The following is a 25,601-nucleotide window of genomic DNA, read 5'->3' on the forward strand; positions in this document are numbered from 1 at the left end:
TCCAGTTAGATAAAATGTAAATAAAAGAAGGGAGTCTCTATGTTATTAGTCGAAAAAATTCAAGAAACTAATTTTTCTCCAGCAGAGCAATCCTTAGTTGAGTATATTCTTGAACAAAAAACTGCGATTGAAGATTATACGATTAAAGAAATTGCTGAAGCGACATTCGTTCATCCATCCACATTGATTCGTATTGCAAAAAAATTAGGTTTCAGTGGTTGGTCAGATTTAAAAATGGCATTTTTAGAAGAACAGCGTTACCTACACAGTCATTTTGAAGAAATTGATGCCAATCTTCCCTTTTCTAAAACAGATGGTTTGTTAACCATCGCTCAAAAAATGGCAGCTCTAGAACAAACAACGATTGAAGATACCTTATCCTTGTTGCATCACGATACTTTAAAACAAGCCACCAATTTACTCTATCATGCAAAGGAAATCAAAATATTTACTTCTAATGCAAATATTTTTGCTTCACAAGATTTTGCTTTAAAAATGCGTCGTTTGAAAAAAAGAACCACTATTGCTGAAATTATTGGCGAACAAGCCTACGAAGCCTACAGTTTAGATGATTCATCTTGTGCTATCTTAATTTCTTATACTGGTGAAAATCATTTAATCAAACAAATTTTACCTATTCTAAAACGACAACGGACCAGTATTTTAAGTATTACCAGTATTGGTGAAAGTACGATTAGTAAAGAATCTGATTGTAATCTTCAAATGACTACTCGTGAACGGCTGTATTCAAAAGTGGGAGATTTCACTACAAGTATGTCTATTTCTTATTTATTAGATGTCCTTTACACCACTGTTTTTTCAAAAAATTATCAACAGAATTTGAATCATTTGATTCAAATGGGGGAAGAATTTGATACGCGAACGAGTACTTCGCCGGTCATGCAAGAACCCCCTATTGAAAATCGGTTACAGATTAAAGATTCGTTTTTACCAAATTAAAAATAACTCTTTCTATTTTTTTGTTATGAAATGTTTTAAATCGTGTTAAAATATAAACTTTAAGAACTCATCTATGAAAAATTTTTTATCCCTACTATTCATGAAATTTGTTTTTATAATGTTTATTTTGAAAGGAAGAAAAAACATGATTAAACAGATGAAGCAACTGCTAGATGCACGCACTTTTGCGAATGCTCGTGTTACGGAGATTAAAAACGAATATGCAAAGATTGATAATGATTGGTTGATCGTTCATTTTAAAATTACGTTTTATATGGCATTTACAACCTTATTAGTTGAAATTCTACTAAGTTTCTATGTCATTCAAACTCAACTACGAACCACACCTGTATCTTTGTATTTTTTAAAATATGTCATTGTGCCAACCATTTTAAATAGTGGTTTATTAATCATCGGTTATAATTTAATAAAAACACAACGTTATACTTCGCTTCAAAAAATTTATGGTATTTCGATTATAGCGACATTTGTGGCCTTTGTTATTACATCGATTCATAATATTTATAGTCCGATCTATATGATTTATTTAATTTCAATTGTTTTGACTTCTATTTATTCTAATCATAACTTAACTAGAAATATGAGTTGTTTAAGTATTGTTTTATTTTTACTTTCAGAATTTGTCATCGTCTGGGACCCTATCAAGCAATCTATTTTTGATAGTCCCTTGCGTTTAGTTAGTATTATTTTAATTTTTATCACGTTGTTACTCTTCTCTGTTACCTGCATTATTAGTATGGATTTTCTAAGAAAGAAAAATACAGTGAGTATCAATTTGGAAATTGAGCGTTATGAACTGGAACATCGTCTACGCTTCGATGAATTAACAGGAATTTACAATCGGATGACCCTTAATGCGACATTAAATACCATCTCTGAAAAACATAACGATAATTACTTCATTATGGCGATGGCCGATTTGGATCATTTCAAAAAAATCAATGATCAATTTGGACATCATTTAGGAGATTTATGTTTAAAGGCGTTTGCAGAGGCTTTAAAAGATGTCAGTCCTAATTCTTTAGCTTTTCGTTTTGGTGGTGACGAATTTTGTTTGCTTTTTCAAGATATTAGTACGAATGATGCGATTGTCATTTGCCAGATTGTCCAAAGTAAACTGACAGATATTCAACTTGATGAATCTACGACACTTACTATGCACGCCAGCTTTGGTTTAGCAGAATTTTCACCGACAATTAGTGTGACAGAGTTGTTTTTACGAGCTGATTCTGCCTTATATGAAGCTAAAGAAAAACGAAATATGGTTACTGTATTCTCCCAAAACTAATAAAAATTCAGCCAGACATCTTATGTCTGGCTGAATTTTTTTATTAGATAACTGTTGTCAACAATTCATCCGTGATGACAACATCTTTTTTCTCTGCCTCAATGATATCTAAATAATCACCAGCATTCGTAATTAAAACAGGTGTTTCCACTAAATAGCCTGCTTCAATAATTTTTTCAATATCAAATGTTACTAATTTTTGTCCCTGTTTTACTTTATCACCTTGTTTAACAAATGCTTCAAAATATTTTCCGTCCAATTGAACAGTATCTAACCCGACATGAATTAAAACTTCTAATCCATTATCTGACACTAGTCCAATTGCATGTTTTGATGGAAATAGAGTCATTACTGTTCCATCGAATGGTGCAACAACTTCACCTTTCGTTGGATGAATGACAACACCTTTTCCTAATAAGCCTTGAGCGAAAGCATCATCTTGTGCTGTATTTAATGGAGCAACAGTTCCTTGTACAGGTGCAGTAATCGTCTCTGTGCGTGCCATTGGTGTTTTTACTACAATCGTTTCTTCAATTACTGTATTATCTTTCCAGAAAAAGTAAGTTAAACCAAAACCAATGACTGAAGCAATACCAATCGAAATCACTGCATGTAAAACAAATGATGCATCATCTCCATTAATGTAATTCATTAAACCAAAAATTCCTAATCCACCCATTGTAAATGAACCCACACCATTGAACATTAGGTAAGCTCCAGCTACTGAGCCACCTATCATTGAGTAAATAAATGGCCAACGTTTAGGTAAGGTAATCCCATAAATTGCTGGTTCTGTTACACCAAAAATCCCTGAGATAATCGCTGGCGGACAGAGTGATTTCAAATTTTTATCTTTCAACTTAAAGAACATTGCAGCAACTGCTGCTGTTTGTGCAAAACTGGCACCGTACATTGCTGTTAACACTTGACTAAAACCATCTTGAGTAATTTGCATAATTCCTAATGGTACAACACTCCAGTGTAAACCGAAGATAACTAATACTTGCCAGAAGAAACCTAAAACAATTCCATATACAATTGGTGAAAAGTCCATCACTGCTTGGAAACCACTACTCAATAAATCCGTTAACATACTGATAATTGGGCCAATGACTAAGAATCCTACAGGTAAAGCGATTAATAATACCATAAATGGTACAACAAATGTTTGTACCACTGAGGGGATAATTTTCTTCGCTAGTTTTTGAACTTGTGCAGCAAAAGCGATAATAAAGATGACTGGAATAACGCTACTTGTATACGTTGCACCAACCCATGGAATTCCTAAAAAAGTGGCATAAGCAGGCAAACCAAAAATACTATATGGTGCAGCTACTCCTTCGCCAGCTGTTGCAACAAATGCTGCTTGTAAAGCGCCTCCTTGTACTGACGGATAACATAGAGCAGCTCCAACAACAATCCCCACCATCGGATTTAACTTAAATTTTTGTGCAGAAGTAAATCCTAGAATCACCGGCATAAATAGGAAAATTGCATCTCCAATACCATTTAACATGACATATGTGCCACTTGTTGCTGTATAATTAAAGCCATCAATTTGTGATCCCAAAAACACCAACAATGCATTAAATCCTTTAACCATACCGGCAGCAGCTAATGCCCCTAAGAATGGTTGGAAACAACCACTGATAATATCAATTAATCGATCAAATATATTTCCTGTTGGTGCATCTGCTTCATCTGATCCACCTGCACCTAAACCAGCTACTTGCATAACTTCTTCAAAAACATCTGGTAAGTGATTACCGATAACAACTTGATATTGTCCACCACTTTTCATAACCGTTACAACGCCATCCATATTTTTTAATACTTCATCTTGAGCAATTGCTTCATTTTTTAATTTAAAACGTAGACGTGTAATACAATGTGTCAGACTATTGATATTTTCTTTTCCGCCAACATTTTCTACGATTCTCTCTGCTAATTCACGATATTTCCCCATATAAATTCTCCTTTATTCTGTTTTTTGGACCAAACGTGCAATATGAATAGTTAAATATAATTTTTCATCATTCGACATAGAATATGAATAATTATTTGTCAAAAAAGTTTCAATGATTAAAACACATTGATAGGCATTGTGATATTTTTTTTGTACCAACAATAATAATTCTTCATCACTTTCTCCTTGATGTTGCTTGCCATAGATAATCCGTCTAGCAAAAAAACTAAGATGTGTAGTAAAACGATAAAAATAAACAGATTCTTCGTCAAAGCTTAATTTAAAATAGTATTTTGTTAATTGAATAATTTCCTGAATGATTTCTGTTAACTCAAATACATCTTCACTACCACTTTCCGTTTGTGCATTTACTAAATGCAAGGCAATAAAACCTGCTTCGTCCTCTCCTAAATCAATTTGATATAATTCTAAAATTTTCTCGACTACGCGTTTACCGATCGCATATTCGTTAGGATACAAACGTTTAATATCCCATAATAAAATATTGCGGACATGTATTCCTTGTTTAATCCGTTCAATAGCCGTGTAAAGATGATCCGTTAGCGAAACATAAATACTCTCATTTAATGGACTAGTTAATTTTTTTTTCGCGTAATCAATTAATTCATTTGAAATTTTCAGGTATTCTATTGGTACATCTTTTAATAGCTCTTGAAATTTCTGTGAAACTTCCCCATTAGCTAGACGATAAATTTTATCAATTTTTGTTTCATCTAGCATATCACCGACTTTTTTATTAAAAGCAATCCCTTTTCCCATCACAATGAGTTCATTTGATTTATCAGCGGTCACAACGACATTATTGTTCAATATCTTATTAATATACATCCCAATTCCTCCGTAGAGTGACTGTACTGCTTTTAATAACCAACATTATCAACCTTCTCCTCCTTTTTTATACTTCGTAATTGGTACAAAAAAAACCTAATAATCTCCAACACAAAAAAACGTGTTGAAAAAAATTAGGTTTAGCTTGTAATGAAACAATCACTATCCAGATTTCTTTTCCGCTCGTTTAGATTACCAAATTAAGAAAACGCTGTCAATAATTTTTTAATAAAAAAACACGCGACAATCCAAAATTATCGCGTGTTTTCTTACAGGCTCATACTTTGTAATTTGTACATATCTGAATATAACCCGTTTTGTTGGATTAATTCATCATGATTGCCTCGTTCAACAATTTTTCCTTTATCCAAAACTAAGATTAAATCTGCATCGCGAATTGTAGACAATCGATGCGCAATCGCAATTGTTGTTCGACCTTGCCGCATATTTGCCAAACCTTCTTGAATATAACCTTCTGTTTCAGTATCAATATTGGCTGTTGCTTCATCTAGCACTAGAATTTTAGGTTGAGTAACCATTGTACGGGCAAAGGAAATCAATTGACGCTGACCGCTTGAATAGCTTGCTCCGCGTTCAATCACTTTGGCATGATAATCGCCTGGCAATTGTTCAATAAATTTATCCGCTTGCACAAATTTTGCTGCAGTAATAATCTCTTCCTCGGTAATATTTTTATTTAATAAACGAATATTATCAGCAATATCACCATAAAACATAAAGGCGTCTTGTAAAACGAGCCCCATTTTTTGGCGTAACTCTTCTAATGAAAAGTCACGAATATCCTTATCATCAATTAAAATTTGTCCTTCACCAAACTCATAAAAACGCATCAATACATTAATAATGGAACTTTTTCCACTCCCTGTATGTCCCACAAGTGCTACGGTTTCTCCGGGATACGCTACAAAGGAAATATTTTGTAAGACATTATGCTCGCCATCATAAGAAAACGTCACCTTACGAAACTCAATTTTTCCAGCAGTAATAGTCTCATTTGCATGTGGATGTTGTTGTGGTGTATATTCGTCATCATCCATGATTTTTAAAATACGACTTCCTGCCACCACACCATCTGTAAACGTACTTAAAAAATCCATCATCTGCGTCATGGGATTAAAAAATCCTTGGACATAGGTAGTAAAGGCATAAATCAATCCAACTTCAATCGGCGAATGTAACGCATCAAAACCAAAAATAGTTAACGACATCGCTACTGCAATAGCATACAATAAGTTAATAATCGGCGCTAATAACAACGAATTTGTACGAATCATCGCATAACGCGTTTCCAAATATTCATCATTTGTTTCTTCAAATTCACGATTCAATCGTTGCTCTTGGCGAAATTGTTGCACAATTTGCATGCCAGAAATGGATTCGTTAAGTTTAGTATTTAATTGGCTAAGTTTTTCACGCATTTGACGATAAATACGAGAACTAAATTGTTGATAATACCAAATAACAATTCCTAAGATTGGCAAAAAGATCAAATTAATCAACGCAATTTTAGCATTAATTTGAAACATTGCTGCAAAGGAAGAAATCACAGCAAAAATACCTGTTAATACAGATAAAAAGACATACCAAAATTCAAACAATGTTTCGGTATCGTTCGTTACACGAGAAACGATAGAACCTGCTGGTGTACGATCAAAATAACGCATTCCCAATGTATGCAGCTTTTCAAACAATTTTACTCGTATATATTGGTACGTTTGAAGCGATGCCATTGAATATAAAAACCATTGAAAAAACCAAATAATCGCCTTCATTACCGTGCCAAACAAATAAAGAGCCGCAAAATACAAAATGACTTGCATTGTAGCCGTTTGCTTCATCAAGTGATTATCAATCAAGGTTTGCAAGACCCTTGGTAATAAAATATTAACGACTGAAAGTAAAAAAGCAAATAAAATCGCCACAATAAAGGTTCGTCTAAATGGTTTTGCGTAAGTTAATAAACGACGAATGATAGTTGCTTGTTCTTTTAATGGAATGGATTTCGCCCATTCCGATTGCGATTTTTCCATTAGGCCTCGCTCCCTTCAATTTTGGCTTCTAATTGTTGTTTGTCCCACATACGACTATACCAACCATTCAAAGCTAATAATTCTTCATGTGTGCCACGTTCAACAATTTTTCCTTCATCAATGACTAAAATTTCTTTTGCATGCATCACACTGCTGAGACGATGTGCCGCAATAATTGTCGTCTTATCTTGACGGAATTCCTTCAGATTATGCAAAATGGCTTCTTCGGTTTTAGCATCTACTGCTGAAAGTGCATCGTCTAAAATCAATAATTCTGGTTCAACAATCAACGCACGAGCAATTGAAATTCGTTGTTTTTGACCACCTGATAACGACACTCCACGTTCGCCAACCATCGTATCATATCCTTCTGGGAACGCTTTGATATCTTCATCAATAAACGCTAATCTTGCTGCTTCTTCAATTTTTTCTTGTGAAAAATGCGGATTAGCAAAACGAATATTGTCGCGAATCGTCATTGAAAACAAAAAATGATCTTGTGGAACATAACCAATGGATTGCAACAATGCGTCTAAGGAATATTCTTTGATATTATATGAACCAAATTGAATGCTTCCCTGATAATTATCATATTCACGCATTAATAGTTTTAAGAGCGTCGTTTTTCCTGAACCTGTTTTTCCCACAACACCCAGTACCTCTCCTTCATTTAAAGCGAATTGCAGTTGATTTAAAGCTACCGTTTCGTCTTCTGGATAACGAAATTCATCGATTTGAACAGCTAGCGTGCCTTTGGCGGGAGTTGTGATAGCATTGGGGGCTTCAATAATATGTGTGTGTTCTTTCAACAGTTCAGATACCCGATCATAACTGGCATTTCCACGCTCCAATACATTAAACAAACGACCAATCGCAAACATTGGCCAAATTAACATACCAATGTAACTAATGAACGAGACTAACTGCCCAATTGTAATTGTGCCATTCATAATAAAATTTCCACCGACAATAATAGTTAATACATACGATAAACCAATGATTAGCGTAATAAACGGGTCAAATAAAGCATCTAAGAAATTTACACGACGATTTTTTGAAATAGCTTGGTCTATTTTTTCAGAGAAATCAGCTAAGTCTTCTTTTTCTTGCCCAAATGTTTTAATTACTTTCATACCAGTAATACTTTCTTGGGCTTTGTCATTGATATTGGAAAAGGCTTCTTGAGAATCGCGAAATGCATCGTGGAGTTTAGATCCTAAAATACGTGAAGTGAATGCTAACAACGGTAGAGGAATCAAAGCAATCAGCGTTAAACGCCAATCGATAAAGAGAATCATTGCTAAAATTGTCATTCCTCCTGAAATAAACGAATCTGCAAAGGTTAAAATACCTGCACCAGCTACGTTTTGAATCGCATTCAAATCATTGGTCGCATGTGCCATCAAATCGCCGGTACGATATTTTTGATAAAAGATGTTGTCCATTTTAGTAAAGTGGTCAAATAATTGACGCCGTAAACTTTTTTCTAAGCGAGCGGCACTTCCCCAAATATGCGTTCGCCAGATGTAGCGAAAAATATATTGACCCAACGCAGCTGCACATAATACAGCAATCCAAAATAAAATTGAGGTTATCTGAATGTTTTTTTCAGCAATTTCATCAATGATAATTCCAATCACTTTAGGAGGAACGAGCTGCATAATTGCCACTAAAATTAGTGCTGTAACCCCAATCATATAATTTTTGCGTTCTTGTTTAAAAAACCAACTTAATTTCTTGAATATTGACATACCTAACCTCCTACTGTTTTATAGATTAGCCTAAACTGCTTGTGAAGCCGTTTAAAGCAAACAAAAAAACGAGCTGAATCAATCAGCCCGTTTAAAAAACCAGTTTTTACTTTTGGTTTTTCATTTGTTGCATCATTTGACGAATTTTTTTCTCAGAAGGTTTTTGACCCATTGACATCATCATCATGCGCAACATATCCTCATTAACGGGAGGATTTTTCTTCAAGTAATCTTGCATATATTTACGTGCTAAAAAGAAGCCGCCTACAGCGCCTACAAGTAAAGCGATAATCGCAATTAAAACAACAATTCCTGTACTCATAATTATCTTCTCCTTTCCCTATTCTCAATGAATTATTGTACTAGAAAAACAGAAAAAAGAAAAGAAAGTTTTACAATTTACGTCGAATTCCTTTTCTTTTGCCAGCTATTTTCTATTGTGCTACAATTTTTTCTAACAATTGCGGGTCAAACACACCTGCTTTTAGCATTTCAATTTCAAAACGGTATGGCGGTTTTTTGTTCTTTTTATCTTCGCCAACCATCACATATGGCGTTTCCAAAATCTTTGGTAAGCTAACTAATTTTTCATGATGAACGATGTAATTTAAGGCATCAAACCCAATCGTACCAAAACCAATATTAGCATGGCGATCCTTATGTGAACCTTGAGGATTTTTTGAATCGTTAACATGCACTACTTTCAAACGATCTAGCCCAATAATCTTGTCGAATTCTTCTAACACACCATCAAAATCTTCTTTGACATTGTACCCCGCATCATTCGTATGACAAGTATCCAATGTAACAGATAATTTTTCATTCAATGTTACGCCATCTATAATTGTCGCTAACTCTTCAAACGTACGACCTAATTCTGTTCCTTTACCTGCCATTGTCTCTAAAGCAATTTGAGGAATTTGGTCTTTGTCCAAGACTTCATTTAGTCCCTTAATAATTTGGGCAAGTCCTACATCGACACCAGCGCCAACATGGGCACCCGGATGCATCGTAATCTGCGTTGCGCCTAATGCTTGTGCCCGACGAATTTCTTCACGTAAAAATTCAATCGCAAAACCAAAATTTTCTGGTTTAATTGTATTTCCTAAATTAATAATATAAGGTGCATGTACCACCATGTCTGATAAACCATGTTCCACCATAAAAGCCTTACCAGCTTCGATATTCATCTCTTCTAAAGGTTTACGACGGGTATTTTGTGGTGCACCTGTATAGATCATAAACGTTGTTGCATTATAACTAGCAGCTTCTTCTGCTGACCCTAATAACATTTTTTTTCCACTCATGGAAACGTGTGAGCCAATTAACATGAAACGTCCTCCTTAATTCTCTTCTTCTCTAGTATTGCGGACTCGCCTCTGGATTGCAAGAATCGCGCTTAAACATTAATTCCTAATAAGAGAACCACAAGCGTCATTAACGGTAAACTCAATAAAAAGCTAATCGATGAAGCAAATCCGACAACTTCCTCTTTCACACCAGCTAAAACCGAATTAATCACACCGAACAATGGAATGGGTGTAAGAGCTAATAAAGACAAAATAACTTTGTGCAAATGCGAAATCGGTAAAAAGTAAACAACCGCAATTACCACGAAGCCCAGACCATAACGAAGCGTCAATAATTTTATGACATCTTTCATTGCTCCTTTTGGCAAACGAAATTCTAGATACAATCCAATCATAAACATTGATAAAAAGACATTTGCTGCGGCAACCGGATGTAACATTGTTAACAGTGCATCGGGCAAATTGATTTTAAAAATCCGTAAAATTAACATCAACATATAACAAGTAAACGGAATCGAACGTAATAGCTGTAAAGCAATTTTTTTCGGTTCAAAAGTCGTTTGATTTCCTACTAGACGATTCACAACAATATTTGTTCCACCACATAACATAATACTATTCCCCATGTCAAACATCGAAATAAAAGGCACTCCGAGCGGTAAAAAACCTTGGACAAAAGGTAATGTAAAATTCCCAATATTAAATCCTGAAGCACAATACATAAATAGTTGCTGTTTTGTAGCTGATTCTTTACGCGTGAATAACCATGCTAAAGCAATTTGAAAGATTGACCAAATAAAGCCAATCAAAATAAATACGACTAAATCAAGTTTTAATGATAGACGAGCTAGATTAACGATGACCACTGCTGGTAAGGTGATATTCACAATAATCACAGATAACGTGGTACCATCTGCTTTTGACAATAACCCAATTCGTTTTAATAAAAATCCTAAAAAAATCATCAAAAACAAACCTAATGCCTGAATAATAATTGCGACCATTTTGTCTCCTCCCACAAAAAAGAGACTGTTAAAAACAATCTCTTTTGATTTTTTATTTAAGTTAGAATTTTAGTAAGAAGTATTTTTTCTTCCCACGGCGAACAACGGTAAAGTGTCCATCCATTTTATCAGCATCACTAATTTCATATGCTAAATCTTGCACACGATCACCATTAATGTAAATAGCACCATTTTGGACATCTTCACGTGCTTGACGTTTTGAAGGTTCAATTTTGGCAGTAATTAACAATTCAATTAAATTCAAATTATCATCTGCTTGTACTTCATAAGTTGGGACACCTTTGAAACCTTGTTTAATTTCTTCTCCTGACAAACCTTTAATGTCTCCACTAAATAACGCTTGAGAGATACGAACTGCTTGTTCATAAGCTGTTTCGCCATGAACCAAAGTAGTTACTTCTTTCGCTAACGCTTTTTGTGCCACACGTGTTTCAGGAGCTTGTTTAAATTCTTCTTCAATAGTAGCAATTTCATCCAATGATAAGAATGTGAAATATTTCAAGAATTTAATGGCATCACGGTCATCCGTGTTAATCCAAAATTGGTAGAATTCATAAGGCGTAGTTTTTTCAGCATCTAACCAAACCGCATTTCCTTCGGTTTTACCAAATTTTGTACCATCTGCTTTGGTAATTAATGGCATTGTTAAACCAAAACCTTGGACTTCTTTTTCACGACGTAATAACTCGATACCAGAAGTGATATTGCCCCATTGGTCGCTACCACCCAATTGTAATAAACAACCATGGTTTTCGTATAATTTCAAGAAATCGTATGCTTGCAATAATTGGTAAGCAAATTCTGTATATGAAATCCCTGTTTCAATTCGGCGTTTTACACTCTCTTTACTCATCATGTAATTAATCGTAAAGTTTTTACCAACATCACGTAAAAAATCGATTAACGAAATCTTGCCTAACCAGTCGTAATTATTCGCAATAATTGCAGGATTCTCTGCATTTTCAAAATCAATAAAACGTGACAATTGATTTTTAATACTTTGTGACCAATTTTGAACTGTATCTAAAGTATTTAGTTGACGTTCTTGATCTTTAAATGATGGATCACCAATCATTCCTGTTCCCCCACCAACTAATGCAATCGGCACATGTCCATTTTGTTGGAAACGACGTAACATTAAAATTGGCAATAAGTGACCGATATGTAAACTATCGGCTGTTGGGTCAAACCCGACATATAATTTAACAGACTCTTCATTTAATTGTTTTTCTAAGGCTGCTTCGTCTGTTGCTTGGTGAACTAAACCACGATTTTTTAGTTCTTGAAAAAAGTCTGAACTCATATTATTGTTCCTCCTCAATGAAATACTCATTGTTCATATTAACTGAAAATCATGCCAAAGAAAAGAAGTAAGCTAAAAATAAATGGTACTTCTTTTATTTTTTTCTTAGTTTTTTCACTTAAAGAATCGGTAATCTATTCAATCGAAGCTTTTTTTGCTATAATCAAGCAGAATCAAATTAAAAATTGAGGTGGCTATTTTGTCCGAACTGGAAAAAAAAGCAAAAAAATTTATTACACGTTCTAAACGTTCCTCTGGATGGTTCTATTTTAATATTTCCTTAAGGGTCATACAATCATTACTCCTAGTAGGGATTTCCTTACTTGTTCTGGGTGGTTCATTAGGATTAGGTATCGGAATGGGCTATTTTGCCTATCTCGTTGGGGATACAAAAGCTCCTACAAAAACTGAACTGCAACAAGATTTAGGCGATATTACAGAGACATCCAAGGTGGTGTATGCGGACAATAGTACGATTGCGACAATTCGTGCCGATTTGATGCGTACAACCGTACCAGCAGATCAAATATCTGATTTGGTAAAAACAGCCGTTGTAGCAACGGAAGATGAATACTTCTACGAACATAAAGGGATTGTGCCAAAAGCAGTCTTACGTGCCTTAATTTCAGAAGTAACAGGTATCGGGAGCAGCGGTGGTTCAACGTTAACGCAACAATTAGTTAAACAGCAAATTTTAACTGACGAAACAACTTTTAAACGTAAAGCAAACGAAATGTTGTTAGCCATGGAAGTTGAGAAAAATTATTCAAAAGATGAAATTGTCGCACTTTATTTAAATGTCTCGCCATTTGGGCGTAACAACTTAGGGCAAAATATTGCTGGTGTGCAAGAAGCAGCTAAAGGAATCTTTGGTGTAAATGCAAGTGAGCTTAGTTTGCCACAAGCTGCGTTTATCGCTGGTTTACCACAGAGTCCTATTGTTTATAGTCCATACACAAATACTGGTGAATTAAAAGAAAACTTTGACGCTGGTTTACAACGAAAAGATTTCGTATTGTTCAGTATGTATCGCAATCATGACATCTCGAAAAAAGAATATGAAGATGCCATTGCGTATGATTTGGTGGCTGACTTCAAACCGAAAGAAACTGCAAATCAAGAAAGTCATGAATTCTTATACGATGCCGTAATGAATGATGCGTATAAAATTGTTGCCAAAAAACTTGCAACAGAAGATGAAGTAAGCAACGAAGAGTTTGCAAAAGAAGATGTTTACCAAAACTACTTGTATCGAGCACAAACAAAAATTGCAAATGGTGGTTATACAATCCACTCCACTGTTGATAAAAATATCTATCAAGCCATGCAAGATGCTGTTACCAATTATGGATACATGTTAGACAATGAGTCCTCAGTTGAAGTCGGAAATGTATTAATGGAAAATTCTACTGGAAAAATTCTTGGATTTGTTGGGGGTCGTGATTATGAAACTTCACAATATAACCATGCCTTTAGTTCTACACGGCAAGCTGGTTCAGCAATCAAACCTGTCTTAGTTTATGCCCCAGCAATTGATCAAGGTATTATAGGTAGTGAGTCACGCGTTTCTGACTATCCAACCACTTGGAAAGCTGGTGAGGATAAAGGCAAAAAAATTGTGAATGCAACCAATTCTGGTTCAAGTACATTCCAAACAATCCGTGAATCACTGATTCATTCGAACAATATTCCAGCCTATCATATTTATCAAAAAACATTAGAAGATATGGGCTCAACCAAAGCTGTATACGATACGTATTTGAATAAAATGAACTATCCAGCTACCGATACTTGGGAATATGAATCAGCACCTCTAGGGGTACCTGAAGTCACAACGTTAGAACAAACAAATGGTTTCCAAACCTTAGCTAATGGTGGCGTCTATCAAGAAGGCTATCTGATTGAATCAATTACAGATTCACAAGGTAAAGAGTATTATAAACATGAAGCAAATCCTGTACAAGTTTATTCCAAAGCAACAGCATCTATTATGAATGACATGATGCGTAGCGTGGTTGAAGAAGGTGTGACGACGAATTTCTTATCAAACGTCAATAACATCAATTGGAATTTAGGAAATGCAGATTGGGTTGGTAAAACAGGAACGACCGATGAATATGTCGATTCTTGGTTAGTTGTTTCGACCCCTAACATTACTTTAAGTAGTTGGGCTGGTCGTGACGATAGTCAACCAACCGATTCAAATGCTGGGCAACGAACAGCTCAATACATGGCTTATCTAGCTAATTCTATTTATCAAGCTAATCCTGATGTGATTGGTGTCAATAAAGAGTTTAAATTAGACAAGAGTGTGAAAGAATACAAAGTTTCTGATTTCACTGGTGCAAAACCTGGTGGACGGATGACTGTTAATAATACGACATTTAATATTCCAAGTAATACAGTTACTTCTTATTGGGCTAAAGGTGGTCCATCTAAAGTTAGCTTACGTTTTGGAATTGGTGGAACTGATGCCAACTATGTCGATTATTGGAAAACAGCTATTCCAAGAACACAAACAAACACCCGCAGACGTTAAGCAAAAAGCTCGTCAACCAATTTAGGTTGACGAGCTTTTTTTGATTATTTAGTTGAACCTTTTTCTAAAATGTTATAAGGTAAAACAATTGTTTTTTGTTCAATCTCTTCTTTGTTCATCATTTTTGTTAATAAACGCATGGCAACTGCACCGATATCATAAAGTGGTTGGCTCACGCTAGATAAACGAGGACGAGCAACATCTGTTAATAGTGAGTTGTTGCTTGTTAAAATTTCGAAATCTTCTGGTACTTTTACTCCACGGTCATATAATCCATCTAAAATACCAATCGCTAATTCATCGTCAGTTACATATGCCGCAGTTGCGCCACTGTTTAATAAACGATCCACAATTGCTAGACCATCTTTAAAAGAATACGGTGCTTCAAAAATCAAGCCTTCATTGTATTCCAAATTACTTTCTTTTAATGCTTCTTTGTAGCCGTTTAAGCGATTTTGTCCGTTAATCGGATCAATTAATGCGCCACTTACAAAAGCAATTTTTTCATTGCCGTTTTTAGCTAGTAGGCTAACGGCATCTTTAGTTGCTGCAGTATAATCAATGTTTACACTACCTACTTGTTCATCTGGATCGATTGAACCAGCTAAAACAACTGGTGTTTTTGAGCGTGAAAATTCACCACGAACTTCATCAGTAATACGATGTCCCATAAAGATGACACCATCTACTTGCTTCGCTAATAAATTATTTAATACATTGACTTCCTTCAAGCTATCGCCATCTGAATTTGCCAAAATGATGTTATATTTGTACATTGTTGCAACATCGTCAATCCCACGTGCTAAAGAAGCAAAAAACATATTACTTACATCAGGAATAATCACTCCTACTGTTGTTGTTTTTTTGCTAGCTAATCCACGAGCAACTGCGTTTGGACGGTAATCAAGACGATCAATGACTTCAAGTACCTTTTTACGAGTGGCTGGTTTGACATTGGGATTTCCGTTAACGACACGAGAGACGGTAGCCATGGATACATTGGCTTCACGAGCAACATCATAAATAGTAATCGTTTGTTTCTCCATATTGTTTTTCTCCTATCAACTTTCATTTTCTGAAAACCTTGTTTACATTTCTTAGATAGAATAGCAAATTTCTTTCACATTTGCAACCGTTTTAGTTTCATTTTCATGAAAATAATTTTACTGACATCATTTTGACAGAATAGTGGTACAATAAGTAAAGAATTGTTAAAGAAAGAAGGTACATTATGAATCAAGAAAAAGTGAACGAATTATCCCGCTGGATGGCAAAAGAAAATGTGGATGTTGCTTATATCACGAATCCTAATTCTATTTCGTATTTATCTGGTTTTACTAGTGACCCACATGAAAGAGTTTTGGCGCTTTTCTTCTCGCCAACTCATGATCCCTTTTTATTTACACCAGCTTTAGAAGCCGACACTGCTCGTCAAAGCAGCTGGCCTTACGATGTTGTCGGTTATTTAGATACCCAAAATCCTTGGCAAATCATTGCGGAAGAATTAACCACACGTTATGGTAAACCGCAACAACTAGCTATTGAAAAATCAGCGTTTACTTTGGATCGCTTTGAACAGCTTGCAAGTTATTTTCCAACAACCGACTTTTCAAAGGATTTAACTGCCGTCATTCAACAAATGCAATTGCGCAAAACTCCTTCAGAAATTGAAACTTTACTTGAAGCAGGTAATTGGGCAGATGTTGCGTTTGAAATTGGTTTTTCAGCAATTAAAGATGGTGTAACAGAAGAAGAAATTGCTGCAGAAATTGAATACCAATTAAAACGTAAAGGAGTCTCTCATATGTCCTTTGACACAACCGTTTTAGTTGGTCCGCACGCAGCCAATCCGCATGGCGCGCCTAATCAAACACCTGTAAAAGCCAATGAATTAGTCTTATTTGATTTAGGAGTTGTTTGGAAAGGTTATTGCAGCGACGCAACACGTACAGTTGCGTATAAAGAACCGACTGCTTTTCAAGAAAAAATTCATGCAATTGTTTTAGAAGCTCAACTAGCCGCACAAGCTGCTGTTAAACCTGGTATGACTGCGAGCCAATTAGACAAAATTGCCCGCGACATCATTACGGATTATGGATACGGAGAAGCATTTAATCACCGATTAGGTCACGGCATTGGGACATCCATCCATGAATATCCTTCTATTGTAGCAGGAAATGATTTAATCATTGAAGAAGGTATGTGTTTCTCAATTGAACCAGGGATCTACTTACCAAATCAAGTAGGTGTACGGATTGAAGATTGTGTATACGTTACGAAAGATGGTTGTCAACCATTTACCAAAACACCCAAAGAACTACTTATTATAAATTAAAAACAAAACTATCCGAAACATCATATATAGATGCTACGGATAGTTTTTTAAATCATATTTTTATTCCTTTACAAACAATAGTTTTGCTTGATGAATTATTTGTTTCGTTGTAGAAAGAAATTCATAATGAATTGCAAAATGATACAATTCATCATCAACTGTTACTTCACCCATACAAGAACCGTATCTTCCATGACTAATACTTGCAATAATCGTGATAGCTTCGATTTGTGGCGGAATTTGCTTACCACCAACAATGATTAATTGCCAATCTTTAGTAACAGCAAGTGCTTGAGTATTTTGTTGCAATAAAGCTAACGAAAACTCTTCAATAAATTGATTTTTAGGCGAGTTATGACATGTTTGACTTCGTTTAATTTTCATCTTTATTTTCCCTTCAAACAAGGACCATGACATAAAAAATATCCGAACTATATAAATGAGAGACGCTAATTCTAACAAATTGGCGCTGAGGACCTACTAAAATGCAGGAACACTCTCTATACAGTTCGAATATTTTACGATAAAGAGGCTTATGTCAAAGCTTCTTTTTATGCTTCTGGATTGTTTTCTTCAATTTTTTCTTTTAATTCTTCAACAGATTCTTCAAAATCGTCTTTTGCAATGGCTGTCGTTTCTTCTGCTTCTTCTTTAGCATCTGAAACGATTTCTTTTGCTTCATCAACGCCCTCAGCTGCTGTCTCTTGCACCTCTTCTGCAGTATCTTGTACGTCGATAATAATATCATCGGCAACCTCAGAAGCTTCTTCAGCTACCTCGTTTGCTGTTTTCTTGAAACGATTGGCAAATTCACTTGCTTGATCTTGAACATCATCAACAAAATCTGAAGACTCATCTTCAAACTCCTCATAAGAATCTACTACTTTTCCTTTTAAAGATTGTGCTAAATCCTCTGCTTGTTGTCCAAATTCACTCGCTTTTTCTTTCGCTAAATCTGTTAAATCTTCGCCTTTTTCTTTCGCGATATCTGTATAATCAGAAGCAGCATCTAATAAATCATCAATTTGTTTCCCTAATTTATCACGTAATACTTTTCCTGATTCAGGAGCTAATAATAATGCTGTTACTGCTGCAGCTGTACCACCAATAACGGCACCTAATAAAAATCCGCCTTTTTTACTCATCTGGTTCCCTCCGATTATTCTTCCGTTTCTTTATTTTTGTTAAAAAATTTCATTGCTGTTTGTCCAACTTTACCAGCAATTGTTGCTTGAGCTGTTGTACGACCTAAAGTTCCTAAACGAGAAACTAAATTTCGTCCAGAATAATTTAATTCTGATACGCTAGTACTTAAGTCCGCCACCGCTGTAAATAATGGATCGATAGTTGCTACTTTTTGATTCACGTCTTGTAGCAATTCATTACTTTTGACCAGTAATCCTTCCACTTCTCTTGAAAGAATGTCCACATCTCTAGTCACTACTTTGATTGTGTTATTGGCTTCTGAAATAGTTGTTTGCACAGATGAGACCGTTTTATCCACTTTAATTAATACACGAACAAGGAATAAAACAAGCACTGCAAAAGCAATAGCTGCAATCAATCCTGCGATTCCCCCAGCAGTCATAACAAAACTCCCTTCAAACTTTCTAGTTCTTACACTAATAAGCATATCATTTCAAAATTTATTATACAAATAAAAGCGATACCACTTGGGTAATTTTTTTTAAAGAAAAAGAACCTTTTTCACTGAATAGCTAAAAGGCTCTTTTCATCTTATTCTTCGGTTTCAATTATTTCTTCAGGAACTTCTTTTATAACTGGTTGTCTTTTTGCAGCTAGTTCTTGACCAATTTCAATTAAAAACTCTTCTAAGTTATCTTTAACTTCTGGATGAACTAAGCCATATTCAATACTCGTTTTTAAGAAACCAAATTTATCGCCAACATCGTATCGTTTTCCTTTAAACTCTCTGGCAAAAACACGTTGCGTTTGATTTAACGTATCAATTGCATCGGTTAATTGAATCTCGTCTCCTGCACCAGGTTTTTGATTTTCTAAAATATCAAAAATCTCCGGTGTTAACAGATAACGACCGATAATCGCTAAGTCACTTGGTGCTTCTTCTGGTGATGGTTTTTCAACAAAATTTTTCACATTATAAAGACCATCTTCCACTTGATCACCTGGATCAATAATCCCGTATTTGAATGTTTCTTCATGTGGAACATCCATTACAGCAATTGTTGACGCATGCGTACGCTCATAATCGTTAATTAGCTGTCTGCTTAATGGCACAGTATCTTCCATTAAATCATCCCCTAACATCACAACAAACGGTTCATTTCCCACAAAAGCTTTCGCTTGTAAGACTGCATGCCCAAGACCTCTTGGATGAGATTGACGAATAAAATGTAAATTAACATCCGTTGTTTCTTCGACTAATTTCAATAATTCATCTTTGCCTTTTTCTTTTAGATTCATTTCTAATTCTAAATTCGCATCAAAATGGTCTTCAATTGGACGTTTCGCTTTTCCAGTAACAATCAAAATATCTTCGATGCCTGATTTTAATGCTTCTTCAACAATAAATTGAATCGTTGGTTTGTCAACAATTGGTAACATTTCTTTTGCCATCGCTTTAGTTGCAGGTAAGAAACGAGTTCCTAAACCTGCTGCAGGAATTACTGCTTTTTTTACTCTCATCACGTTGTTCTCCTCCATGCAACTATTTTTGTGAGAATTCATTTTCTACTTTTCCGTCTCGTAACATAATGTCTCTAGCTGCTTGCTGAATATCTTTTCCTTCATACAATACACTATAAATCGTTGCGGTAATTGGCATATCAACATTTAGACTTTCAGCTAATTCCATTGCAGCTTTGGTCGTTGCAACACCTTCAACAATCATCCCCATATTATCTAGGATTTCATCTAAATTTTTACCTTTACCTAATAGGTTACCAGCACGCCAGTTACGTGAATGTACGCTTGTACAAGTAACGATTAAGTCACCCACACCACTTAACCCAATGAACGTCAATGGGTCAGCACCCATCGCTACCCCTAAACGGCTAATTTCAGCTAAACCACGTGTCATAATCGCCGCTTTTGCATCATCCCCAAAGCCTAATCCGGCAATAGCTCCCGCACCAATTGCAATAATATTTTTTAACGCGGCACCTGTTTCCACGCCGATTACATCATGATTAGTATAAATACGGAAATAATCATTCATAAATAGATCCTGCACATATTTCGCAGCTGCTTCTACTTCACTGGCGGCTGTGATAGTCGTAATATCGTGAACTGCCACTTCTTCTGCATGGCTTGGTCCAGATAATACAATAATTTCTTTGCGTTTTTCTGCTGGAATTTCTTCTGTTAGAATTTCAGAAATCCGTTTGTGAGAACCTTGTTCCAAACCCTTTGACGCATGGATAATATAAGGGTTACCTTCGATATATTCCGTTACTTCTTGGGCAACGCTACGAACAGCTTTAGTGGGTACAACAAATAGAATTGCATCCACACCTGTAATCGCTTCTCTTAAGTCTTTATATCCGACAATGCTTTCTGGAATTTTAATGTTTGGTAAGTAATGTCTATTCGTATGATAGGTGTTAATTTCATCAATTTGAGCTGGGTTATGCCCCCACATGGATACATCATGACCGTTTTCAGCCAATACTTGAGCAAGAGCAGTTCCCCAAGATCCGGGTCCTAAGACTGCAATTTTCTGTTTCACAATGGAAACCTCCTCTATTTATAACAAAATTTTCTTTTGTACTTTCTAAAGTCTATCATATTTCAATAATTTTGTCCTTTAGATTAAGTACTCATTTTCGCCACGAGAACGGTTGTAATCCTTTAAGTTACTTACTTTTTTACGACGCCAGATAAAAACAGCGATACCGCCAACAAATAAAATAAATGACAACAATTGTGACACACGAATTGGGCCAAATAGATACAGACTATCCGTACGCATTCCTTCAATAAACATTCTTCCAAAACTATACCAAATAATATAACTTAAAAAGACTTCACCTTGTTTTAATAAGCCGGTTTTTTTACGTAAGAAAATCAATACAATAAAACCGACGACGTTCCAAGTTGATTCATATAAAAACGTTGGTTGACGATATGCACCATCGATATACATATTATCAATGATAAATGTCGGTAAATGTAAGCTTTCTAAAAATCCACGTGTGGTTTCACCACCGAAAGCTTCATGGTTCATAAAGTTTCCCCAGCGACCAATCCCTTGTGCCAAAATAACACTTGGTGCTGCAATGTCTAAAAAGCTCCACGTGGAAATAAAATTTCGCTGACAATAAAAATACAACCAGATTCCTCCAGCAATCAAACCACCGTAAATGGCTAACCCACCTGAGCGAATATTGAAAATTTGCATAGGTTCTTGAATATATGGTTCTAAATTAAATAACACATAATACAATCTAGCTCCAATAAAAGATAATGGTAACGCAGCCAGCATAAAATCTGAAACATCATCTGAACGCAACCCTACTCTAACCGCTTCACGTGAACTTAGCCACATAGCGATGACCACACCTGAAATAATGATAATCGCATACCAATAAATAGCGATACCAAACAATTCAAAAGCGACACGATTGACTGTGCCTACCATATTAACGCCTCACTTCCTACAGAGCTGAATTTTCTTCAATTAATTGACTTAAACGATCTTCAAAGGCTTGTGTTGCATCATATCCCATCGTTTTTGCACGGAAGTTCATCGCAGCAACTTCAATAATAATTGCTACGTTACGTCCAGTTTTAACAGGGATTTTGATTTGTGGAATATCCACTTCGCCCAAATGTACCACTTCATCGGAAGAACCTAAGCGATCGTATTTTTTATCTTTCGCCCACGCTTCTAAATAAACGGCTAATTGGACTTGCATAGAACCACGTACTGCACTTGCACCAAATAGATTCATTACATCGATAATCCCAATACCGCGGATTTCGATTAAATGTTCTAAAATTTTTGGTGGTTCACCAATCAAGGTCAAATCATCTTGTTTATAAATGTCTACACGGTCATCCGCAATCAAACGATGACCACGTTTGATTAATTCTAAGGCTGTTTCACTCTTGCCAATACCACTATCCCCTTGAATCAAAACACCTAAACCATAGACATCTACTAATACCCCATGGACATTTGTTCTGGTTGCTAAACGACCATCTAAATAACTCGTCATTTGTCCTAACAAACGTGAAGTTGAAATATTGGAACGTAAAATCGGAATGTCTTTCTCATTGCACGCTTGAACCATTTCTTCAGATACATCTAGCCCTCTTGAAATAACCAAAGCTGGTGTATCTTCCGCACATAGACGACGAATGACCATCAAACGTTCTTCTGGCATCATTCGACGTGCAAACGTCACTTCTTTACTGCCAAATAGTTGCAAACGATCGTGTGAATAGTAATTAAAATAACCTGTTAATTCTAAACCTGGACGAGAAACGTCGGCTGTTCTGATATCGCGATTAAGCGCTTTTTCTTCACCAGTAACAATTTCTAAATTTAAAGCCGTAGCTAATTCTTTTATCTTTACGGTTTCTGTCATACTTTTCCCTCTTTCCTAAACCTTGGTTCCGTTTTATTTTATCATTGTATAGACAAAGTTACTACCAAAGTAAAAATTTTCTCAAAAAAAACCAATATTTTTGTGCATGTTTCAAAATAAAAAAACATCCCTTAGATTCGTCAAAATCTAAGGGATTACGAGGCTTGGTACTTTTCCATCTGGTGTTCGGTTACAATCATATTCACCACGGACATAATGATTGCTACTAGTAATGCCGCCCCAAATGAGGAAAAACCAAAATTATGCGTACCAACAAAACTAGAAGTAAATTGGAGCATCAATGCATTAATTACAAAACTGAAAAAACCAAGTGTCAACAACGTTAAGGGAAAAGAAATAATTGTGAGAATTGGTTTAATCAGAGCGTTCAAGATTGAAAGCACAAAACTTGCCAATAATGCCATCATAATACTTTGAACATGTACCATTTGTGGTAGTAAAACCGACAATGAAATAAACGTCAACATATTAATGATTAAGCGTTGGAAATAAGTCACTAGAAATCACTCCAGTCCTCTTCATCTACTTTTTCAGCTTCTTTGCGAGGACGGCTAGTTGTTCCTTTACTGCGATAGTTATTATTTTTATAGTATTTATTGTCATTGCCATAACGTTTTGGACGATCAGAATTATCTGCTGGAATTAAAATTGCCATCCCAATATAAAGTAAAACTGGTGCGCCAAAGCCCATTAATGCTAAGAACACATACACAATACGAACAATTGTTGGATCAATATTCAAATATTCTGCAAGACCTGCTAATGTACCCGTTAATACAACATTATCTCTTGATTTTGTTAATTTTTTTCTCATGATTTTCACCATCCTTTATTTCTCACTAGGTGCAGAAGATGCGTTCAGACATCTTCTGCCTCTCTTTATTTTACTCTTATTTGTCGGTATCTTTCAAATAAACATTACCCGTTGTTGTTGAAAGATCAATTTGTGCGACATTTTCAGTTACACGACGGAATTGTAAGAGTTGATTCATGCGTTCTTTCTTTTGACGAACAATTTCGTATTCTGATAAACGACTGTTGATTGAACCTAAACTTGTTTTCGCAGTTCCTTCTAAACCTAATGTTTCAGGGAAAGCTACTTTAACATTTCCGTTGACTGAATTCGCATTTAGGCGACGTAATGTCTCTTCTTTTAGTGTTAAGCGAACATCGCCATTGACTAAAGAAATTCCGATATTTTGTGGTGTCGCACTCATTGTGACACTACCATTGACTGTTTCAATGATTGAATCTAAAATTTCGCCACCATTTACTTGGATATTACCGTTGACTCCTTCAATTTCTAACATTGAAGCATTGATTTTTTCAATCTCGATATTTCCATTAGTAGATTTAGCGTAAATATCTTTTACATCCAATTCATTAATTAAGATATTGCCATTCAATAATTTAATTGAAACATGATCGTACGTACGTTTTGGTAAATAGAAAACTAAATCGGCACGTACACGTTTGTTTGGAATTTGGAAAGACATATGCTCATCATCCACATTAATTTGGCTACGTTCTTCAAATGCTGCTTCTGGTGAGACAGCATCCATTTTTCCGTAAAGTTTAACCTTCGCTTCAACTTTTACACCTGGTTCATCCCATGCTTCAAATTGAACATTTCCGTTCGCTACTTTAATATCTAAAATACTTGCTTGTGTTTCTGGAAACTCAAACGTTTTTTCAAATTTTTGTGTTGCTACACCTGGAACACGTAGATTAACATCTTTCCATTCCACATTATCACCGACTGTTTCAGAAACAGCTTGGAATGTTTTCTTCAAGAAATGACCTAAATGTGTACTTGCTTCAGCTACTTTGCCACCTACTTGGTTTAATGTATCTGTTGCTTGTTCTTTCCAGTCTTCTGGGATATCCATTTTTTGGCTAATTTTTTCTTTTTTATGATTCCATTGGTTACGACGAATATTTTTTAATTGTTCTTCCAAACCTGCACGTTCATCTCTTAATGTTTCTAGTGATTCTTCTAAAGATTTCACTTCTGCTTCAAGCTCTTGACGTGTTGTTAAGTCGTCTTCACCTAACTCGCCTAGTTCTTCTTTCGTATTTAATTCCATCAAGCGTTCACGTGCTTCTTTTAATTCTGCGTTTACACCTTGGATTTCAGCATTGACTTCATCTAATTCAACAGATGCTTCATTTGCTTCAGTTGCTAATTCATCTAAAATTTGTTCTAAACGTGCTTTGTCTTCAATTTCTTTTTGACGCAACTCGTCTTCACCATTAGATAAATCTTTTTCTAAATCAAAATCTTCTATATCATCAATCAATTGACTTCTGTCTTCTTGTTTTTCTGCTGTGACTTCATCGGCAGCTCGTTGAATTTGTGATTCGTCTTTCGCCTTTGCAATTCCTTCTAGCAAATCCAAGGCTTCTTCCGTAGAAAGTACACCTTTTTTTACTAAATCCAAAATTCGTTCTCTTTCGTTCATGGAAATTGCCTCCTTAAGCAAATTTATTGTATGCAAGTTTTCCTTACACACATATTATGCCTTCTTTTGAAATAAAATGCATAGGTCTTAAGTACCAACTTTTACTCAATCTTAAGAACAATAAAAAAAACAAGGTAAATTCACCTT

General features: G+C 35.4%; 23 protein-coding genes. 4 read left to right on the plus strand and 19 right to left on the minus strand.

What is annotated here, in order from left to right:
- Positions 1–39: 39 nt before the first annotated feature.
- Entirely contained in the window at positions 40–960 is a 921-nt protein-coding gene (locus AC4BC7_RS06450) for a MurR/RpiR family transcriptional regulator (protein WP_207941051.1), read from the plus strand.
- 145 nt (positions 961–1,105) lie between these two features.
- Positions 1,106–2,269: a GGDEF domain-containing protein gene (locus tag AC4BC7_RS06455; protein ID WP_490504185.1), complete on the plus strand. Its 1,164-nt coding sequence runs from the start codon at positions 1,106–1,108 to the stop codon at positions 2,267–2,269.
- 43 nt (positions 2,270–2,312) lie between these two features.
- Here the strand turns inward: AC4BC7_RS06455 and AC4BC7_RS06460 are convergent, their stop codons facing one another.
- From AC4BC7_RS06460 to tyrS, 8 genes are all read right to left on the minus strand, one after another.
- The gene (locus AC4BC7_RS06460; protein ID WP_490504186.1) at positions 2,313–4,235 is read right to left on the minus strand and encodes a beta-glucoside-specific PTS transporter subunit IIABC; all 1,923 of its coding nucleotides are present in this window, start codon (positions 4,233–4,235) and stop codon (positions 2,313–2,315) included.
- Between the two features lie 12 nt (positions 4,236–4,247).
- Positions 4,248–5,084, minus strand: coding sequence for a BglG family transcription antiterminator LicT (gene licT / locus AC4BC7_RS06465; RefSeq protein ID WP_490504187.1), 837 nt, complete (start codon positions 5,082–5,084; stop codon positions 4,248–4,250).
- 269 nt (positions 5,085–5,353) lie between these two features.
- Positions 5,354–7,135, minus strand: coding sequence for an ABC transporter ATP-binding protein (locus AC4BC7_RS06470; RefSeq protein ID WP_207941055.1), 1,782 nt, complete (start codon positions 7,133–7,135; stop codon positions 5,354–5,356).
- Positions 7,135–8,886, minus strand: coding sequence for an ABC transporter ATP-binding protein (locus AC4BC7_RS06475; protein WP_490504188.1), 1,752 nt, complete (start codon positions 8,884–8,886; stop codon positions 7,135–7,137). The genes AC4BC7_RS06470 and AC4BC7_RS06475 overlap by 1 nt, the downstream gene beginning before the upstream one ends.
- 106 nt (positions 8,887–8,992) lie before the next feature.
- Positions 8,993–9,211 (minus strand): YneF family protein, encoded by a 219-nt coding sequence (locus AC4BC7_RS06480; protein ID WP_207941470.1) that lies wholly within the window; start codon positions 9,209–9,211, stop codon positions 8,993–8,995.
- Between the two features lie 109 nt (positions 9,212–9,320).
- Positions 9,321–10,217 carry a deoxyribonuclease IV gene (locus AC4BC7_RS06485; protein WP_490504189.1) on the minus strand — a complete coding sequence of 299 codons (897 nt, stop codon included), beginning with the start codon at positions 10,215–10,217 and terminating at the stop codon, positions 9,321–9,323.
- 68 nt (positions 10,218–10,285) lie between these two features.
- On the minus strand, positions 10,286–11,200 hold the full coding sequence (locus AC4BC7_RS06490; RefSeq protein ID WP_207941058.1) for an AEC family transporter: 915 nt from the start codon (positions 11,198–11,200) through the stop codon (positions 10,286–10,288).
- Between the two features lie 61 nt (positions 11,201–11,261).
- On the minus strand, positions 11,262–12,524 hold the full coding sequence (gene tyrS / locus AC4BC7_RS06495) for a tyrosine--tRNA ligase (RefSeq protein WP_207941059.1): 1,263 nt from the start codon (positions 12,522–12,524) through the stop codon (positions 11,262–11,264).
- A gap of 208 nt (positions 12,525–12,732) precedes the next feature.
- Here tyrS and AC4BC7_RS06500 point away from each other — a divergent pair, with 208 nt between their 5' ends.
- Positions 12,733–15,063 carry a transglycosylase domain-containing protein gene (locus AC4BC7_RS06500; protein ID WP_422389693.1) on the plus strand — a complete coding sequence of 777 codons (2,331 nt, stop codon included), beginning with the start codon at positions 12,733–12,735 and terminating at the stop codon, positions 15,061–15,063.
- A gap of 44 nt (positions 15,064–15,107) precedes the next feature.
- Here the strand turns inward: AC4BC7_RS06500 and ccpA are convergent, their stop codons facing one another.
- Positions 15,108–16,109 carry a catabolite control protein A gene (ccpA, locus tag AC4BC7_RS06505; protein WP_207941061.1) on the minus strand — a complete coding sequence of 334 codons (1,002 nt, stop codon included), beginning with the start codon at positions 16,107–16,109 and terminating at the stop codon, positions 15,108–15,110.
- A gap of 185 nt (positions 16,110–16,294) precedes the next feature.
- On the opposite strand from ccpA, the gene AC4BC7_RS06510 reads away from it, so the two are divergent.
- On the plus strand, positions 16,295–17,398 hold the full coding sequence (locus tag AC4BC7_RS06510; RefSeq protein ID WP_207941062.1) for a M24 family metallopeptidase: 1,104 nt from the start codon (positions 16,295–16,297) through the stop codon (positions 17,396–17,398).
- A gap of 60 nt (positions 17,399–17,458) precedes the next feature.
- On the opposite strand, the gene AC4BC7_RS06515 is transcribed toward AC4BC7_RS06510, so the two are convergent.
- From AC4BC7_RS06515 to liaX, 10 genes are all read right to left on the minus strand, one after another.
- Positions 17,459–17,782: a hypothetical protein gene (locus tag AC4BC7_RS06515; protein ID WP_207941063.1), complete on the minus strand. Its 324-nt coding sequence runs from the start codon at positions 17,780–17,782 to the stop codon at positions 17,459–17,461.
- A 167-nt stretch (positions 17,783–17,949) separates the two neighbouring features.
- On the minus strand, positions 17,950–18,543 hold the full coding sequence (locus tag AC4BC7_RS06520; protein ID WP_207941064.1) for a YtxH domain-containing protein: 594 nt from the start codon (positions 18,541–18,543) through the stop codon (positions 17,950–17,952).
- A gap of 14 nt (positions 18,544–18,557) precedes the next feature.
- Positions 18,558–18,986 (minus strand): DUF948 domain-containing protein, encoded by a 429-nt coding sequence (locus AC4BC7_RS06525; RefSeq protein WP_207941065.1) that lies wholly within the window; start codon positions 18,984–18,986, stop codon positions 18,558–18,560.
- A 149-nt stretch (positions 18,987–19,135) separates the two neighbouring features.
- Positions 19,136–20,065 (minus strand): UTP--glucose-1-phosphate uridylyltransferase GalU, encoded by a 930-nt coding sequence (gene galU / locus AC4BC7_RS06530; protein ID WP_207941066.1) that lies wholly within the window; start codon positions 20,063–20,065, stop codon positions 19,136–19,138.
- A gap of 22 nt (positions 20,066–20,087) precedes the next feature.
- On the minus strand, positions 20,088–21,107 hold the full coding sequence (locus AC4BC7_RS06535) for an NAD(P)H-dependent glycerol-3-phosphate dehydrogenase (RefSeq protein ID WP_207941067.1): 1,020 nt from the start codon (positions 21,105–21,107) through the stop codon (positions 20,088–20,090).
- Positions 21,108–21,185: 78 nt separating this feature from the next.
- Positions 21,186–22,019, minus strand: coding sequence for a prolipoprotein diacylglyceryl transferase (gene lgt / locus AC4BC7_RS06540; protein ID WP_490504190.1), 834 nt, complete (start codon positions 22,017–22,019; stop codon positions 21,186–21,188).
- A 16-nt stretch (positions 22,020–22,035) separates the two neighbouring features.
- A complete protein-coding gene (hprK, locus tag AC4BC7_RS06545; protein WP_207941069.1) occupies positions 22,036–22,971 on the minus strand; it encodes an HPr(Ser) kinase/phosphatase in 936 nt (311 codons plus the stop codon).
- A 155-nt stretch (positions 22,972–23,126) separates the two neighbouring features.
- Positions 23,127–23,489 (minus strand): phage holin family protein, encoded by a 363-nt coding sequence (locus AC4BC7_RS06550; RefSeq protein WP_207941070.1) that lies wholly within the window; start codon positions 23,487–23,489, stop codon positions 23,127–23,129.
- Positions 23,489–23,806, minus strand: a complete 318-nt coding sequence (locus AC4BC7_RS06555; RefSeq protein ID WP_207941071.1) for a PspC domain-containing protein — start codon at positions 23,804–23,806, stop codon at positions 23,489–23,491. Before AC4BC7_RS06555 ends, AC4BC7_RS06550 begins: the two co-directional genes overlap by 1 nt.
- 76 nt (positions 23,807–23,882) lie before the next feature.
- Positions 23,883–25,454, minus strand: coding sequence for a daptomycin-sensing surface protein LiaX (liaX, locus tag AC4BC7_RS06560; protein WP_490504191.1), 1,572 nt, complete (start codon positions 25,452–25,454; stop codon positions 23,883–23,885).
- Positions 25,455–25,601 lie beyond the last annotated feature (147 nt).

Source organism: Enterococcus sp. AMC1623 (assembly GCF_058216495.1).

Bases quoted from the DNA above. Each gene is read 5' to 3' on its own strand.
- AC4BC7_RS06450 (WP_207941051.1), top strand. From the start codon at position 40: ATGTTATTAGTCGAAAAAATTCAAGAAACTAATTTTTCTCCAGCAGAG.
- AC4BC7_RS06455 (WP_490504185.1), top strand. From the start codon at position 1,106: ATGATTAAACAGATGAAGCAACTGCTAGATGCACGCACTTTTGCGAAT.
- AC4BC7_RS06460 (WP_490504186.1), bottom strand. From the start codon at position 4,235: ATGGGGAAATATCGTGAATTAGCAGAGAGAATCGTAGAAAATGTTGGC.
- licT (WP_490504187.1), bottom strand. From the start codon at position 5,084: ATGTATATTAATAAGATATTGAACAATAATGTCGTTGTGACCGCTGAT.
- AC4BC7_RS06470 (WP_207941055.1), bottom strand. From the start codon at position 7,135: ATGGAAAAATCGCAATCGGAATGGGCGAAATCCATTCCATTAAAAGAA.
- AC4BC7_RS06475 (WP_490504188.1), bottom strand. From the start codon at position 8,886: ATGTCAATATTCAAGAAATTAAGTTGGTTTTTTAAACAAGAACGCAAA.
- AC4BC7_RS06485 (WP_490504189.1), bottom strand. From the start codon at position 10,217: ATGTTAATTGGCTCACACGTTTCCATGAGTGGAAAAAAAATGTTATTA.
- AC4BC7_RS06490 (WP_207941058.1), bottom strand. From the start codon at position 11,200: ATGGTCGCAATTATTATTCAGGCATTAGGTTTGTTTTTGATGATTTTT.
- tyrS (WP_207941059.1), bottom strand. From the start codon at position 12,524: ATGAGTTCAGACTTTTTTCAAGAACTAAAAAATCGTGGTTTAGTTCAC.
- ccpA (WP_207941061.1), bottom strand. From the start codon at position 16,109: ATGGAGAAACAAACGATTACTATTTATGATGTTGCTCGTGAAGCCAAT.
- AC4BC7_RS06510 (WP_207941062.1), top strand. From the start codon at position 16,295: ATGAATCAAGAAAAAGTGAACGAATTATCCCGCTGGATGGCAAAAGAA.
- AC4BC7_RS06515 (WP_207941063.1), bottom strand. From the start codon at position 17,782: ATGAAAATTAAACGAAGTCAAACATGTCATAACTCGCCTAAAAATCAA.
- AC4BC7_RS06520 (WP_207941064.1), bottom strand. From the start codon at position 18,543: ATGAGTAAAAAAGGCGGATTTTTATTAGGTGCCGTTATTGGTGGTACA.
- AC4BC7_RS06525 (WP_207941065.1), bottom strand. From the start codon at position 18,986: ATGACTGCTGGGGGAATCGCAGGATTGATTGCAGCTATTGCTTTTGCA.
- galU (WP_207941066.1), bottom strand. From the start codon at position 20,065: ATGAGAGTAAAAAAAGCAGTAATTCCTGCAGCAGGTTTAGGAACTCGT.
- lgt (WP_490504190.1), bottom strand. From the start codon at position 22,019: ATGGTAGGCACAGTCAATCGTGTCGCTTTTGAATTGTTTGGTATCGCT.
- hprK (WP_207941069.1), bottom strand. From the start codon at position 22,971: ATGACAGAAACCGTAAAGATAAAAGAATTAGCTACGGCTTTAAATTTA.
- AC4BC7_RS06555 (WP_207941071.1), bottom strand. From the start codon at position 23,806: ATGAGAAAAAAATTAACAAAATCAAGAGATAATGTTGTATTAACGGGT.
- liaX (WP_490504191.1), bottom strand. From the start codon at position 25,454: ATGAACGAAAGAGAACGAATTTTGGATTTAGTAAAAAAAGGTGTACTT.